The organism is Microcoleus sp. FACHB-672 (assembly GCF_014695725.1).
GTDB lineage: Bacteria > Cyanobacteriota > Cyanobacteriia > Cyanobacteriales > Oscillatoriaceae > FACHB-68.
Window position 1 is genome coordinate 47,081 of the sequence record NZ_JACJOU010000031.1, and the last position, 16,235, is coordinate 63,315.

The window sequence follows — 16,235 nt, forward strand, 5'->3', positions numbered from 1 at the left end:
ACGGCTAACTGAAATAAAAATAATTGCAGTTGCTAGAGCAAAATCGAAAACAATTGATGAGTAGTAAACCCAGTTTTTTAGGGATGAATTTTTCAACGCTTAACCGAAGCTAACGATACTGTCCTCAATTCAGAGTCTTCGTCTTCTGAAAACATCAGCGGCGTTGACAGTTTTAAAGGATCTCGTTGCACCGCAGCCAAACCCTGACGGACTGCCACACAAATCTCACCGGCTAACTGATCTTTGGCTCGTTGCTGTTGCCAGTTCCATCCCTCTACACTGGTGGCATAGAGTGCCGGCAAACGATTGAGCGCGTAAGCAATCACTTGGTTCGGGTCAAGATATCTCACCAATTTGAGCGGTTTATTTTGCATTTGTCGGATGACTTCATCGGTTACCAACGGCTCAAGAACATTCCGAAAGGGTGAAAACTATTCGTTAAATAATGTCGTCATAAGACTTATCTCCGTTCCTACAAAAGTTGTTTGACTTGCTTCTTTCTGTGTATTTTTAGATGACTTAACTTGTTTACCCTGATTTGGCTGATTGCCGGCTCACTTTTTCAGCAAATGAGTTATTGATTACAAAAAAACTGCTATGTTGAAAAGAGTGAAGGAGGGTTAAGGTTTATAACCAGTTGTTACAAAAATGAGGCATATTTGAGAGGCAGTCTGCGAACTTACCGCGTCTTGCTTGGGCGATTAGGCAGCGCTGCCGGGTAAAAACCTCATATATTTAAAATCGTTGATTGGGTCGGATAACACCAGCTCAGCTTCAGATCAGAAAACAGCCAGCTTATAATTGATCTTGACAAACGGTTAGTTAGTGTGTTTTATGGCAACTCTCAAAGCATCTAGGCAAGGACTGGCAAAAATTAGGCAAAAAAGGAAAGAACTGGGCTGGCCAATCGGTGATCACAGATGGCTGGAGGAAGCCAGTTCAATTTTGGGCGTGAGCTGGGAAGAAAAAGGCTATTTAGCCGACGGCATTTCCGAAGGGACTTGGAGTCGCTTCTTAAAAGGCAAAGAAGGCATCAACACTCCTGCCTTCAAAGCCTACTGCCAGGTACTCACAATCAACTGGGAAGAAGTGGCCAACCCCCTAGAACGTCAAGATTGGGACAGTGCACCCGATGTCTCTGTTTTTTATGGTCGCACTGAAGAACTTGGCCGGCTAGAGGAATGGATTGTTAAAGATCACTGTCGCGTCGTCGCACTGCTGGGAATCGGGGGGATTGGCAAAACAACTTTATCAGTGAAGCTAGCAAAACAGATTCAGGATGATTTTAAATCCTTAATTTGGCGAAGTTTGAGGGGCGATCCCCCGCTTCAAGACCTTTTAGGCGAGCTGATCCTTTCTCTATCCAACCAACACAAAACTGATTTATCTCATACTTTAGAGGGAAGACTTTCTCAACTGATGGAGTGCTTGCGCTCTCAGAGGTGTTTGGTGGTATTAGATAATTGGGAGACAGTGCTCGACACCGGCTCACTAGCCGGTCACCCACGGCAGGGATACGAAGGGTATGGTGAACTCTTAAAAAGAGTGGGAGAATCTCAACACAATAGCTGCTTCGTCCTCACAAGCTGGGAGAAACCAAAAGAAATTGCCGCAATCGAAGGCCCAAACCTGCCGGTTCGCTCTTGGAAACTGAAGGGTTTAGGGTCAGATGCCAAAAATATTCTTAAGGAAAAAGGTTTGCAGGAAGAATCGCTTTGGGAAGAACTGATTCAACTTTACAAAGGAAATCCTTTTGCTTTAAAAATTGTTGCGACAACGATTAAAGATTTATTTGATGGCGGTGTTTCTGATTTTTTAAATGGAACTCTTTTTTTAGGAGATTTTGAATATTTATTATCGGAACAATTTGAGCGACTATCCCAATTGGAGAAAAAGTTTTTAGTCTATCTGGGAAATTATGCCGAACCCGTTTCGCGTTCTCAATTACAAGATTTTTTCTGTTCAGAGATATCTGTAACAGAATTACTCAAAGCTTTGGAATCCTTGAATCGAAGGTGTCTTGTCGAAAAAATAAATAATGAAAATGGAACGTTTTTTACCCTACAGCCGGCACTGGCGAAGTATGTTACGAGAAAATACAAGTAAATGGATAGAAGTAACGCTTTATACACAGTTTAGTTAAAGTGTACGGAACTGATCAACAACGAAAAGAGTCTATCGCTGAGAGTAGGGGCATCTCAAGGTTACAAACTAGATAAGTAAAAGTTGATAATCTTGCAGCCTGAATAAAGGGTGTGATTTTTGTGAGTTATTGTTTCAATCCCGACTGTCAAAATCCTGATGATCCATTAAACTTTAAGGAAAAGACCTGTCAAAATTGTGGGTCGGAGCTTTTGCTTCTTGGGCGCTATCGGGGGATTAGGCTGTTAGGAAAAGGTGGTTTCGGCAAGACCTTTGAAATTGATGATGCCGGCACGTCAAAAGTTTTGAAAGTGCTACTCACAAATTATCACAAGGCTGTGGAATTATTTCAGCGGGAAGCAGAGGTGCTGAGGCACTTAGATCATCCGGGAATTCCGAAAGTGGAGTCTGAGGGATATTTCACTTGGAAACCCAAAAATAGGTTAGATCCAGTGCACTGTTTAGTCATGGAAAAAATTGCCGGTGAGAACTTGGAAAAATGGCTGCGAGATCAGGGAAATCAACCGATTACAACTGAGCTGGCAATTAACTGGTTAAAACAATTACTAGAAATCTTGGCCCAAGTCCATCAAAAGCAATGTTTGCATCGGGATATCAAGCCGGCAAACATTATGCTCACCCCAACTGGGCAATTAGCATTAATCGATTTTGGGGCAGTTCGAGAAGTTACAGATACTTATTTGATCAAGGTAGAAGGACAGGATGTTACACAGTTAGTTTCACGCGGCTACACCCCACCCGAACAGTACGAAGGTGCAGCGGTATTTCAATCAGATTTCTACGCACTCGGTCGCACTTTCATCCATTTATTAACCGGCAAACATCCGTGCGATCCTGCGCTAAAAGACCCACAATCAGGTGAATTCAATTGGCGAAATCATGCGCCGGCAGTCTCCAAAGGGCTGGCAGACTTAATTGATCATCTAATAGCTCCCTCTCCACAGGAACGCCCTCAAAATACGCAAGTAATTTTGCAAGAGTTGAAAGCTTGTCAATCTCCCTGGCTGCGTTTTATTCACAAAGGAAAATACTTTAAATTTGCCGCTTTGCTCCTGCTGGGATTACTTGGCATTCGGTTGGGGCTGCAGAAAATTGCTTTTGAATACAACGAACTCGGAGTGCAACATTACTTTGACAATCAGCCGACTCAGGCGCTTGAAAAGTATAATTTTGCACTAAAACTTGATCCGAACTATGGAGAAGTTTATTACAATCGAGGGGGGATTTATGAAGATTTGCGAGATTTTGAGCGTGCTCGTATCGATTACCAGGCTGCGGCAAAAGCTGGGGTTCCTGAAGCTTACAATAATCTCGCTCGTCTCTATATTTTAAATAAAGACTATACAGCAGCCGTCGATCTCATTGGGCAAGGAATGAAGCTGCCAGATCTCACCCCAAACAATAAATATACTTTGCACAAAAACCTGGGTTGGGCGAGACTAGGACAACAACGTTACGCAGAGGCTCAAGAACAACTTCAGATCGCCATAGATTTAGCGCCCGAAAGCGCTGCTGCTCATTGCCTGTTGGCTCAGGTATTAGAAGCTCAGGGCGAGCAAAAAAAAGCGCTAGAGGAGTGGAAAAGCTGTCAGCGTTATGCTTTAGAGGGTAGCTCTGATGAGGATACCTGGAAAGGAATGGCAGAGCAACGTATTAAACAAGCAGGAAAGAAAAAATGACATATCCGTGGAAATTATATTTTATCCTCGTTGTCGGCTTAGTGCTGACACCGGCACTACGGGGAATCGCTAGCGTTGGCGCACCGTCTGGGAGCGAAAACCAATATTTGGCCCAAACCGCCATACCCGAACAACCGCAACGCCGGGGAGGTTCTACAATTCCTCCTCGCGGGGATACTAACACCTTAATTCCGTACATTATCAGCCCTCGCAATACGCTGTTGCTGACTGACAAGCCGGTGTTGCGCTGGAATGCCTCTCCCGGTGCGACAAGTTATTTGGTAAGCGTCAAGACTGATCAAGGTGAGCTGATTTGGGAGACACAGGTGGAGACAACTGAGGTTGTTTATCCTGGGGAACCGGCTTTGAAATCGGGTGTGAACTATTTAGTTACAGTGAGTGCCGATAACGATCGCTCCTCAGAGGAGGAAGAGGAAGAGGTCAGCGAATTGCAATTCAGGTTGCTAGATGAAGCGGAACGGCTGCCGGTGCAAACCGAGATCGAACAACTCGAAACTCAGGGGCTAGCCGGCACAGAAAAAGCCTTAGCTTTATCTAAAGTTTACATTAAACACAACCTGAAAGCTGAAGCAATTGATACGCTAGAAGAACTGCTAGCCGGTGGGACTCAACAAACAGACGTTTACCACTCGCTGGGTGAGCAATATATGGGAATCGGACTGCTTCTTAAAGCTGAGTCAAGTTTGCTAAAGGCGGTTGAATTGGCAACAGCATCGAGTGATCGTGAACAGGAAGCCGTCCTGAAAGCTGAGTTAGGAGGAATCAGTGCTGAACTAGGTAAAAATAAAGAGGCCGTCCGCTGGTTAACTGAGGCACACAATAGCTATAAAGCGATGGGAAATATGGAACGGGCGAAGGAACTTGAGGAACAGTTGAAAGCAATAAATTTGTGATGGAAAAAAGTATGCGGTTGCATCTAACAAGTCTGATTGAATTGGTGGTGGCGGGAAGTTTAATCGCCATCACCGGCAGCAGTCGGACACTCGCACAATCGATTGTTCCGGCAGCAGACGGGACGAATACGTTTGTTCTTCCCGAAGGCAACCGCTTCAACATCACCGGCGGATCTAAATCAAAAGATGGGGCCAATATTTTTCATAGTTTTGAGAAATTTGGCCTCACTCAAAATCAGATTGCCAACTTTCAATCAAGCCCAGCCATTCGTAATATTTTTAGCCGAATTAATGGGGGGGACGCCTCGTTTATTAACGGCTTAATTTCGGTTACAGGGGGTCAATCTAACCTTTTCCTAATGAACCCTGCCGGCATCGTCTTTGGCTCAAATGCCCGATTAGACGTGCCGGCTTCCTTTTTAGCGACAACCGCCAGTGGAATTGGGATTGGCTCAAATTGGTTTAATGCTGAGGGTTCTAATAATTATGCCGCCCTCGTTGGGACTCCCAGCACGTTTGCCTTCACCATGTCGCAACCCGGTGCAGTTCTCAACTTTGGCGATTTGGCGGTTCAACCCGGGCAAAATCTCACTTTGTTAGCCGGCACCACCCTCAGCACCGGCACGCTTTCTGCACCCGGCGGCAATATTACGGTTGCCGCAGTTCCCGGTGAAAGTTTAGTGCGAATCTCGGAAACCGGGATGCTGCTGGGTTTAGATGTGCAGCCGTTGAATGCAATAGGCAATCAACCGGGAAATTGGACGCTGCCGGTGGCATCTTTGCCGCAGCTACTGACAGGAGGCAGCGATATCAATCATGCCAACGATTTTGTCGTTAACAATGATGGAACCGTGCAGCTAGTCGGGTCGGGTATCCGGGTAGATAGTAATGATGTAGTAGCGCGGCAGGTAACAGCCGGCACCGCAACTTTAGCAGCCGGTCACAATTTAACGTTAGTCGAGAGCCGGCTTTCTACAACCGGCGACTTAAATTTACTGGCCGGTGATACATTGCGAGCACGCGATAGTGCATCAAATCCTTTTGTTGCTAGCGCTGGAGGCCGGCTGCTGGTTCAGGGCAATCAAAATGTTGATATTTTTGCATTAAATAATTCTGGCAGTGGTTTGTATGCCGGTGGCGATTTGGTGCTGCGTTCAAATCAAACCGTCGGAGGCGATGCTCACTACTCAGCCGGCGGCAATTTTAAAATTGAAACATTAGATGGAAAACTCGGAAACTTATTTAGTCCTTACGACCCTGTAATTCGAGCCGGTGGGGATGTCACTTTCGACGGTTATGAAGGTGCTTCCTTGCACATTTTTGCAGGGGGTAGTGTCACGATTACAGGAGATGTCACAATTACCGGCCCGGACACGGCGAACTCTATTAATGAGACGGTCACTCTATCAGATGGTACGACCGTTGCTATCAATGGCGCAGCTCAACCAACCCTTGATATTCGTGCAGGAACTACTAATTTCGGTACTGCTGGAATTAGTGGCGATACTGCCAGTTTCACGCCTAATCCACCTACTACTGGCGCTAATCCAACGAGTGCAGATATCACAATTGGTAGTATCACCAATTATAACGGAGTTGTCTTTTTAACTAATCAGTATAATCCCAACCTATCGTTGTCAAGTGGAACAATTACCACAGGTGAAATTGGTAGAAGTTTTATTGGAGAATCTGGGGTAAACGGTGATACTGATGTCATCATTAATGGACGTAACAACATTATTATTAACGGAAATATCTCGGTTTTTGGTGAGGTGGGTGGAAATATTACACTGATTAGCGACGGTGATGTTAGTACAAGTGGGCTATCTACTGGCAATCCCGGCTTTATTGATGATGAACCGGATATTGCTATCAGAGCTGTCGGCAATATTATCACTGGGGGAATAAATACAATTTCATGTTGTGACGGGTTGGGGAGTATGGGCAATATTACCCTCACTAGCACCGGCGGTACAATTAACACAACTGCCGGGACTCTAGATACCTCTTCTACAGGTGGGCAAGGTGGGGCGATTGCCCTTAGCGCCCCCAATGGAATTACGACAGGAAACCTCAACGCCAGTGGCACCGTTGGCGTCAATGGCACCGAAGGGGGTGGCAATATTAGCTTCACCGGCCCGGTAATTCTTCCTGCAACTGACGTAGAGATTACCACCGGCCCAGACATCGGCAATATCACCTTTAATAATACGGTTAATGGTAATTCAGCGCTGACACTCACTGCCGGCACAACAGGCACGGTTCAATTTAATGATTTTGCCGGCAACCTTACGCCCTTGGGCGGACTAAATATTCCCAGCGCACAGAATATTCGAGTGTCAGGTGGGATTATCACTGCCAACAGTAACCAAACGTTTAATAGTCCAGTTACTCTCACCGGCAATGCAATTTTTAATGCCGGCACCGGCACAATTGCATTCAACAATCCGTTGGCAGTCGGTACCAACGCATTAACCCTGAGAGCCAATGAAATTAACCTCTTAGGAGGCGCTAATTCAGTCACTGGCACCGGTACCGTTGCGCTACAGCCTTCCACACCAAATAGACCTATCGAAATTGCTGGCGATGGTCTAACGCTGAATACTTTGAATCTGACACTAGCCGATCTTGCCGCTTTGGAACCGGCTGCTTTGCAGCCCGGTTTTGAATCCATTACTATCGGAGGGACGACAGCCGGCCGTATTGATGTCATAAACAATGTTACATTCAACCACCCAGTAAAAATTCAAGCGCTAGCAGATTTGGGTTCAATTTCTTTTGGAATAGCAAATGGGGCAATTATCGGCACAAACGGCGCATCCATCGAGCTAGAAGCCACAAATGATATCATCACCCGCAACATTACCGGAACTACTCAAGGTATCACCCTTACTAGCAATCGTGGTGCAATTAATACAACTGGCGGTTTTATAAATGCCGGACTTGCCGGCGATAGCGGCTCAATTCAACTGTCTGCTGATAGGAATATTACAACCGGCAATATTACTGGACAAAGTATTACCTTCAATAGCATTAATGGCGCGATTGATACAACTGCTGGGCTTCTCAATACTGGGGTTGATGTTAACGCAGGCCCGATTGAACTAACTGCCGGTGGCAACATTACGACTGGGGATGTCAGGGCTAGTGCTTCAGTTGGCGGTTCTATTGCCATAACGAGCAGCACAGGAGAAATTAACACCAGTGCCGGCACTCTCGATTCTACAGGTTTGATTGGCGGTAATGTCACGCTCAATTCCCCTAATTCCTCTAAAATTACCCCCGGCAACATTGACGCGCAAGGAACAGCAAGTGGCGAGGGAGGAAATATCCTATTTAATGGCCCGGTGACGCTGCCGGCAACCGACATCAGCCTGACAACTGGCCCAACCGATGGTAATATCACCTTTAATCGCACAATTGATGGGAACATCAACGCAAATTCAGTTCTAACACTCACTGCCGGCACAACAGGAATCATTCAATTTAAGGATGTTGTCGGCGGCGTAAATCCTTTAGGTGGGTTGAACATTACCACCACTGGAACTGTTGAAGTGGCAGAGGATATCACGACTGCCAACAATGACATCATTTTTAACAGTCCTGTGAGTGTCACCAATAATGCGACACTCAACGCCGGCACCGCCAGAATTGCATTCAACAATACTTTAGCTGCCGGTGCAAATGCACTGACTTTAACAGCAGACGAAATTGACTTCTCAGGTGGCGCGAATTCAGTCACCGGCAGCAGTTCCATTTTGATGCAACCTTTCACAGCGGCGCGAAATATCGAAATCGCTGGGAATGGTTTAACCGCAAATACTTTGAATCTCACAGCCGACGAACTTGTCTCTCTAACGGATGGCTTTAACTCGATTACCATTGGAGGGGCAAATGGTGTCGGCATCTTGAGCATTGCTAACCCCATCTTATTTAATGACAGCGTAACCCTTCAGTCTCCGAATGGTTCAATCGCAGTCAATGGACTCCTTACAGGGGGGGCTAATGCAGCCGTCACACTCAATGGGCCAACGATTTTAAATGCCGGCATCACTACCGCCGACCAAAATATCACGATTAACGGAAATACCTCCGTTGGTAGCAATATCACACTCAGCACCGGCGCAGTTGGTGCCGGCAATATCCTCCTGAATGGAACCGTTGATGGCAACAACAACCTCACCCTAGAAGCCGGCACTGGTGATATTAATGTTAATGGCGCTGCCGGCAGCTTCACTCCTTTAGGAAATCTGACATTTAGCAACGCAAATAATGTTATTACACAAGCAATTACTGCCAATAGCATTACTCAAACTTCCGGCATCGGCACTACGAATTTCAACGGCACACTAAACACCAATACTGCTGCCGGCATTAACCTGACAGGCACCAACTTTACCTTTATCAGTCCCGTTAATACCACTAATGCCGGTGGCGTTAATATCACTAACAGCGGTTTGCTCAGTATTGCTCCCACTGCTGATATGAATTTAGCCGGCGCTTTCCTACAAAATGGTGCGGGAGCAGTTTCCACAGGTGGAGATATCACCGGCAGCAGCATTCAATTCACAAGTCCTTTGACGCTTACGGATAATGTTTCTCTCAACACCAGTGCCGGCAATGGCAGCATCCTCTTCAATAACACGGTAGATGGGACAAATCCAGGCGCTCAATCCCTGACTCTAGCAGCCGGCACGGGCAATATTACTTTTGATAGTGCTGCCGGGAATAACACTCCTCTGAGCAACTTAACAGTCAACAGCGCTAACAACGTTACTACCCAGGCAATTACTGCCAATAGCATTAGTCAAACTTCAGGCACCGGCACGACGAATTTCAACGGCGCACTCAACACGAATACTGCTGCCGGTATTAACCTGACAGGTAACAATTTTACTATTAACAGTCCTGTTACGACTGCTAATGGTGGTGGCTTGAGCATCAACAATAGTGGCACACTAAATATTTCTGCCGGTGCCAACTTAAACCTAGATGGTGCTTTCTCTCAAATCGGCACAGGAGCAGTTTCCACAGGCGGCAGCATTGCCACAAATAACAATAACATCAGCTTTACCGGCCCAATCAACTTAACAGGCGATCTCTCCCTTAACACGGGTGCCGGTAATGGTGATATTACCTTCAACAACACAGTCAACGGTAATCAAAACCTGACTTTAGCAGCCGGCACTGGTAACATCTTCTTTAACAATTCACTAGGAGAAACAGCCTCATTAAATAGTCTAAATATCAATAGTGCTAGCAATATTTTTCTGAGCAGTAACGTCAGAACATTAGGCGATATCTTGTTTAACGCCCCCGTGACTCTTCAGAATAGTCTCACTATTGACAGCAGTGCCGGCAACGGGAATATTTTGTTCAATAATACTGTAAATGCCACGACTGCTGGGATTCAACACCTAACTTTAGCAGCCGGCAACGGAAATATTACTTTCAATAATTCAGTCGGTAATATTAATCGCTTAGGCGATTTAACCGTCAATAACGCCGGCAATGTCCTAACACAGGCAATTACTGCGGATAGCATTACCCAATTAGCCGGCAGCACCACATTCAATGGAGTGTTAAATACTAACTCGGCTGCCGGCATTAACTTGACAGGTAACAACTTTACCATTAACAGTCCGATCACGACTGCTAATAGTGGCGGCTTTGGTATCAACAATAGTGGCACCCTGAATATTGCTCCTACTGCTGATATGACTTTAGCAGGCGCTTTTCTGCAAAATGGTGCGGGGGCAGTTTTCACAGGTGGAGATATCACCGGCAGCAGCATTCAATTCACAAGTCCTTTGACGCTTACCGATGATATTTCTCTCAATACCAGTGCCGGCAACGGTAGCATCCTCTTCAATAACACGGTAAATGGTGCAAATCCAGGCATTCAATCCCTGACTCTAGCAGCCGGCACCGGAAATATTACTTTCAATAATTCAGTCGGCAATATTAATCGCTTAAATGCTCTAACTATTAGTAGCGCGAATAATGTCCTAACACAGGCAATTACTGCCAACAGCATTACTCAAACTTCCGGCACCGGCACCACCACATTCAATGGAGTGTTAAATAATAACTCTGCCGCCGATATTAATCTGACAGGCACCAACTTTACCATTAACAGTCCTGTGACGACTGCTAATGGTAGCGGATTGAGCATTAACAATAGTGGCACATTGAATATTACCGACAATGCACCCCTGAACTTGGATGGAGCATTCAATCAAACCGGCACAGGCGGGGTTTCCATCGCAGGCAATATTACGACAACCAATGACGATATCAGATTTACCGGCCCAATCAACTTAACAGGCGATCTCTCCCTTAACACGGGTGCCGGTAATGGTGATATTACCTTCAACAACACAGTCAACGGTAATCAAAACCTGACTTTAGCAGCCGGCACTGGTAACATCTTCTTTAACAATTCACTAGGAGAAACAGCCTCATTAAATAGTCTAAATATCAATAGTGCTAGCAATATTTTTCTGAGCAGTAACGTCAGAACATTAGGCGATATCTTGTTTAACGCCCCCGTGACTCTTCAGAATAGTCTCACTATTGACAGCAGTGCCGGCAACGGGAATATTTTGTTCAATAATACTGTAAATGCCACGACTGCTGGGATTCAACACCTAACTTTAGCAGCCGGCAACGGAAATATTACTTTCAATAATTCAGTCGGTAATATTAATCGCTTAGGCGATTTAACCGTCAATAACGCCGGCAATGTCCTAACACAGGCAATTACTGCGGATAGCATTACTCAATCTTCAGGCATCGGCAGCACCACATTCAATGGAGCATTAGATACGAGTAGTGCCGCTGGCATTAACCTAACAGGTAACAACTTTACCATTAACAGTCCTGTGACGACTGCTAATAGTGGTGGATTGAGCATTAATAATAGTGGCACACTCAATATTGCCGGCAATGCACCCCTGAACTTGGATGGCGCATTCAATCAAACCGGCACAGGCGGGGTTTCCATCGCAGATAATATTAATACAACCAATGACGATATCAGATTTACTGGACCCGTCACATTAGATGGAAACGTAACATTTAATCTGGGAACAGCGACAATTGCCTTCGGTTCTAGCTTAGCAGCCGGCAGTAACCCGCTGACTTTAACAGCCGGTGAAATTGATTTTACTGGAGCCGTAACGGGTAATAGTACGCTATTTCTGAGACCTGCATCTTCCGATCAAAATATCACACTCGGCGGAGCCAGCAATTCAACTTCAGCGCTGGATCTGACAGCAAATGAGTTAACAGCCATAGCCAATGGTTTTAGCTCAATTACTATCGGACGAACGGATGGCACCGGGACAATTAACTTTGAAAGTGGTGCGCCAGCAGATTTATTTAAAGATCCGCTGACAATTCTCTCTCCTGCCGGCACGCTTAACGTAAATGGGTTCATTGGGGCAGTTGATAATGCTTCTGTCACCCTTAATGCCGCTAATATCAATCTAGGAAATAACATCAGTACCCAAAACCAAAATATTACTCTCAACGGCAATATTTCCCTGAATAATAATGTCGAGTTGAATACCGATTTGGGCGGAGGTGACATTATTCTCAACGGGTCAGTTAATGGCACCCGCGAGTTATTCTTGAATGCCGGCATTGGTAATGTCGAGTTTAACGGGACTGTCGGACAGCTAAGCCGGCTGGAAGTTAATGCACAGAATACGCTGCTGCCACAGGGTGATACCACCATTACTACCAGCAATGGCGATATTCTTTTTAACAGTGCGGTTACTCTCCGAGGCAATACGAGATTTGATGCCGGCACTGGCACAGTTGCATTTACAAATACTTTAACTGCGGGTAGTAACGATCTGACCCTAACCGCAGACGAGATTAACTTAACAGCAATCACCGGCAGCGGTAATCTTGTACTGCAACCGACAAGTTTCAATCTAGATATTGCAATCGGAGGGTCTGGCGATACGAATGGTTTAGACTTGACAGCAGCAGAAATTAACGGCCTGCAAGATGCGTTTAATTCTATTATTATCGGGCGAGAAGATGGCAGCGGCGCTGTCAGAATTCTAAATGATGTGACATTCAATAGCCCACTAACCGTTCAGTCTTCAATGGGGTCAGGTTCTATCACGGCAAATGGAGCAATTGCCGCCAGAGGAATTGAACTAGAAGCCGGCAATAATATCACCACGGGCAATATTACCTCGACTAGAAATATTTCTATCACAAGTAATCGTGGCGAAATTGATACCAGTGCCGGCACGCTTAATACCTCCTCTGGTGATGAAGTGCGCTTAAGTGCAGCAGGCAATATTAGATCGGGTGACATTATTTCTTCACCGGCAGTGGGTGCGGGCGGTAGTATCCGACTCAATAGCAACAATGGCAGCATCACCACAGGGCGTTTAAACGCTAGTTCCACAGATGGGGATGGGGGCAATGTTGAAGTAAGCGCAACTGGCGAGATTAAAACCGGCAATATCACCAATCATTCTGATGCTGCTGCCGGCGGTAATATTACCTTGCAAAGCCAGAGAGGAGCAATTGTGAGCGGCAACCTGGATGCGTCAGGAAACACGCGAGGTGGGGAAATCAAAGTCCTCTCGCCTATCCAAATCACTGCCGGAGAGATAAATTCCAGTGCTCGGTTAGGGAATGCCGGCAATGTCACCCTCGACCCCGAAGGCGATATCCAAGTTAGCTTTATTAACGCGCAAGGTGGAACCCAGGGTGTCGGCGGTGTGGTTGACGTTACCACCCAACGGTTTTTTGGGGCAAGTGGGACATTTACAGATCGAAATGGAATACTTTCCAGCATTTCCACTGCCGGTGGACTGGGAGGGGGCCGAATCACGATCCGGCACGGGGGTGGCCCAAATATTCCCTTTGTTGTGGGGGGTGGCGTTACAAATGGAACCGCCGGCAACATCACAACTGGCGCTCAGGTTGGAGAAACGCTTCAGCCTGGAGATTATTTCGGGCCATTCACCCAAGGAATTGTGGGAGTGATTACTGGGCCGGTTTCCCCCGAAACTCCAGAAGAAATCCCCGAAACACCTGAAATTCCCGAAATCCCAGAAACACCCGAACCACCTGAAACACCCGAACCACAGCAACCGCCGACATCGGTTCCCACTCCAACACTGACGCCGGTTCTATCTCAGGGATCAACTCCAATACCGACAGGTGGGATAGGTGTTCCATCTCAGGGATCGACTCCAACACTGACTTTCCTTCCGAACCAACCAGAGGCAGAATCAGACAAAATTGGTAACTCAAGAGACACTGAGAAAGTATTTTTTGACTCAACAAAAATTCGCACAAAGCTAGATACATCGGCAGGAAGAGCAACACTCGCTTTTGATACAACGCCGCAATTGCGTCAAAATTTGGAGCAGGTGCTAAAGAGTGGAAAATTAGACCTAGCAGTATCGCTGATTGAAGAACTTAGGGCTGAGGAATTTAAAAATTACTTTGGGGAAAACTATGCCGGCAACACAGCTTTAGCCGAGTCGGAGCAAGGCATAAACCCTGGAAACACCGCAGAAGCAGTGTCTATTGAAGAAATCCAAAAGACCCTCACAGAACTGACAGATCAAACCGGCAGAACGCCTGCGGTTGTTTATGTTTTTGCTCAGCCCGAACAACTCTATTTGATATTAGTTGGCCCTAAGAGCAAGCCGGTTCTCGTAACTTTACCGGAAGCTAATCGTGGGGCGCTACTCAAAATGGTACAAGCGTTTCGCTTGCAAGTTAGCAATCCGCAAAAAAGTAAAACAACCGAGTACCTGGCATCATCCCAAAAACTGTATCAGTGGCTAATCGCTCCCCTGGAAGCAGAACTGGGAGCGCAAGGGATAGACACTCTGGTTTTCTCTTTAGATACAGGGGTGCGTTCGCTGCCGGTTGCTGCCTTGCACGACGGACAAAAGTTTTTAGTAGAAAAGTACACAATTGGCTTAATTCCTAGCATCAATTTGGTTGATACTCGTTATCAAGATATCCGGAATTTTCACGTTTTGGCGATGGGAGCCTCACGCTTTAGTGATCAAAAAGCCTTGCCATCTGTGCCGGTGGAATTGTCTATGATTACCAAGGAATTATGGGAAGGAAAATCTTTTCTTAATGAGTCTTTTACCTTAGAAAATCTTAAATTAGAACGTGCGAAAGAACCGTTTGGAATTATTCACTTAGCAACACATGGACAATTCCAGCCGCGTTCACCGGCATATTCTTATATTCAATTATGGGATTCCCAGCTACGGTTAAATCAATTGCGTCAGATGGGATGGAACGATCCGCCAGTCGAGTTATTGGTACTGAGTGCCTGCCGTACCGCGTTAGGGGATGAACAAGCTGAGTTAGGGTTTGGAGGTTTAGCGGTGGCAGCCGGCGTCAAGTCGGCGCTGGCGAGTTTGTGGTATGTGTCAGACTTAGGAACTTTAGGGCTGATGAGTGAGTTTTACGTGCATTTGAAGAATGCGCCAATTAAGGCAGAGGCATTGCAACGAGCACAAATTGCTATGATTCAAGGTCGTGTGCGGGTTGAGGGAAATCAATTGCACTGGTCGGTTTCTGAGTCAAAAAGCGTGCCGGTGCCGGCAGAATTAGGCCGGCAGGAAGATCAAGATTTCTCACATCCCTACTATTGGGCAAGTTTTACTTTAATTGGCAGTCCTTGGTAATCAATTTTGCTCCTTATTGCAAAGATGCCAAAAGCCGAGTTTTACCTTTTTGACTGTTTGCAGTACGATAATCCTAGTTTGATACATTAAATATTTTCAGATTTCTCTCCATCTTTTAATCAATGAATTGGTTTTTCACAGCCCTCGCCGCCGGAGTAACAAGTTTTGTTGCTACCAACATAGATGACATCATTATTTTGATGTTGTTTTTTTCTCAAGTGAACGAGAAGTTCCGTCCCCGACATATCATTATCGGTCAGTATCTAGGTTTCACCGCACTTATTATTGCCACTTTGCCCGGTATTTTGGGGGGATTAGTTATCCCTAAAATGTGGACTGGGTTATTGGGATTACTTCCTATTATTATCGGTATTAAACAGTTACTGAGCCGGGAAAATGAATCTTTGGAAGTGCAAGCGGTTTCCGATGAGTTGAACCAAGTTCCAAATCGCAACCCGATAGTAGCTGCACTTACTAAGCTTATAAGCAGGCAAGTTGTCAATGTTGCTGCGGTTACGGTGGCGAATGGAGGAGATAATATCAGTATTTATATTCCGTTATTTGCCAGTAATAATCTGGTTAGTTTAGGAGTCATTCTCTGCGTTTTTTATATTCTCATTGGAGTTTGGTGCGCTGTTGCTTACTTGTTAACTCGCCAGCCGGCTGTTGCCAAAATTTTAATGCGTTACGGCCATGCTATTTCGCCCTTTGTGCTGATTGGCTTGGGTATTTTTATCTTGATTGAAAGCGGTAGTTACCGGCTAATCCCACTGTTTCAATAAATC

5 protein-coding genes and 2 pseudogenes are annotated in these 16,235 nt (G+C 45.8%); 6 read left to right on the forward strand and 1 reads right to left on the reverse strand.

Features of this window, described 5'->3' with window-relative positions; all coding sequences use genetic code 11:
- Positions 1-92 precede the first annotated feature (92 nt).
- Positions 93-407 (reverse strand): annotated as a pseudogene (locus H6F56_RS22190) (late competence development ComFB family protein); the annotation flags it as partial.
- 427 nt (positions 408-834) lie between these two features.
- On the opposite strand from H6F56_RS22190, the gene H6F56_RS22195 reads away from it, so the two are divergent.
- The 6 genes and pseudogenes from H6F56_RS22195 to H6F56_RS22215 all read left to right on the forward strand — a co-directional run bounded on the left by H6F56_RS22195 (position 835) and on the right by H6F56_RS22215 (position 16,232).
- Entirely contained in the window at positions 835-2,106 is a 1,272-nt protein-coding gene (locus H6F56_RS22195; RefSeq protein WP_190672958.1) for an NB-ARC domain-containing protein, read from the forward strand.
- 158 nt (positions 2,107-2,264) lie between these two features.
- A pseudogene (locus H6F56_RS27230) lies at positions 2,265-2,342 on the forward strand (4-Cys prefix domain-containing protein); the annotation flags it as partial.
- A gap of 12 nt (positions 2,343-2,354) precedes the next feature.
- Positions 2,355-3,842: a serine/threonine-protein kinase gene (locus H6F56_RS22200; protein ID WP_199313181.1), complete on the forward strand. Its 1,488-nt coding sequence runs from the start codon at positions 2,355-2,357 to the stop codon at positions 3,840-3,842.
- A complete protein-coding gene (locus tag H6F56_RS22205; RefSeq protein WP_190672965.1) occupies positions 3,839-4,756 on the forward strand; it encodes a tetratricopeptide repeat protein in 918 nt (305 codons plus the stop codon). Before H6F56_RS22200 ends, H6F56_RS22205 begins: the two co-directional genes overlap by 4 nt.
- A complete protein-coding gene (locus H6F56_RS22210; protein ID WP_190672968.1) occupies positions 4,756-15,450 on the forward strand; it encodes a CHAT domain-containing protein in 10,695 nt (3,564 codons plus the stop codon). Before H6F56_RS22205 ends, H6F56_RS22210 begins: the two co-directional genes overlap by 1 nt.
- 122 nt (positions 15,451-15,572) lie before the next feature.
- The gene (locus tag H6F56_RS22215) at positions 15,573-16,232 is read left to right on the forward strand and encodes a cadmium resistance transporter (RefSeq protein ID WP_190672971.1); all 660 of its coding nucleotides are present in this window, start codon (positions 15,573-15,575) and stop codon (positions 16,230-16,232) included.
- The last annotated feature ends 3 nt before the right edge of the window (positions 16,233-16,235 follow it).

Coding starts and splice junctions, on each gene's coding strand:
- H6F56_RS22195 (WP_190672958.1), top strand. CDS start 835: ATGGCAACTCTCAAAGCATCTAGGCAAGGACTGGCAAAAATTAGGCAA.
- H6F56_RS22205 (WP_190672965.1), top strand. CDS start 3,839: ATGACATATCCGTGGAAATTATATTTTATCCTCGTTGTCGGCTTAGTG.
- H6F56_RS22210 (WP_190672968.1), top strand. CDS start 4,756: ATGGAAAAAAGTATGCGGTTGCATCTAACAAGTCTGATTGAATTGGTG.
- H6F56_RS22215 (WP_190672971.1), top strand. CDS start 15,573: ATGAATTGGTTTTTCACAGCCCTCGCCGCCGGAGTAACAAGTTTTGTT.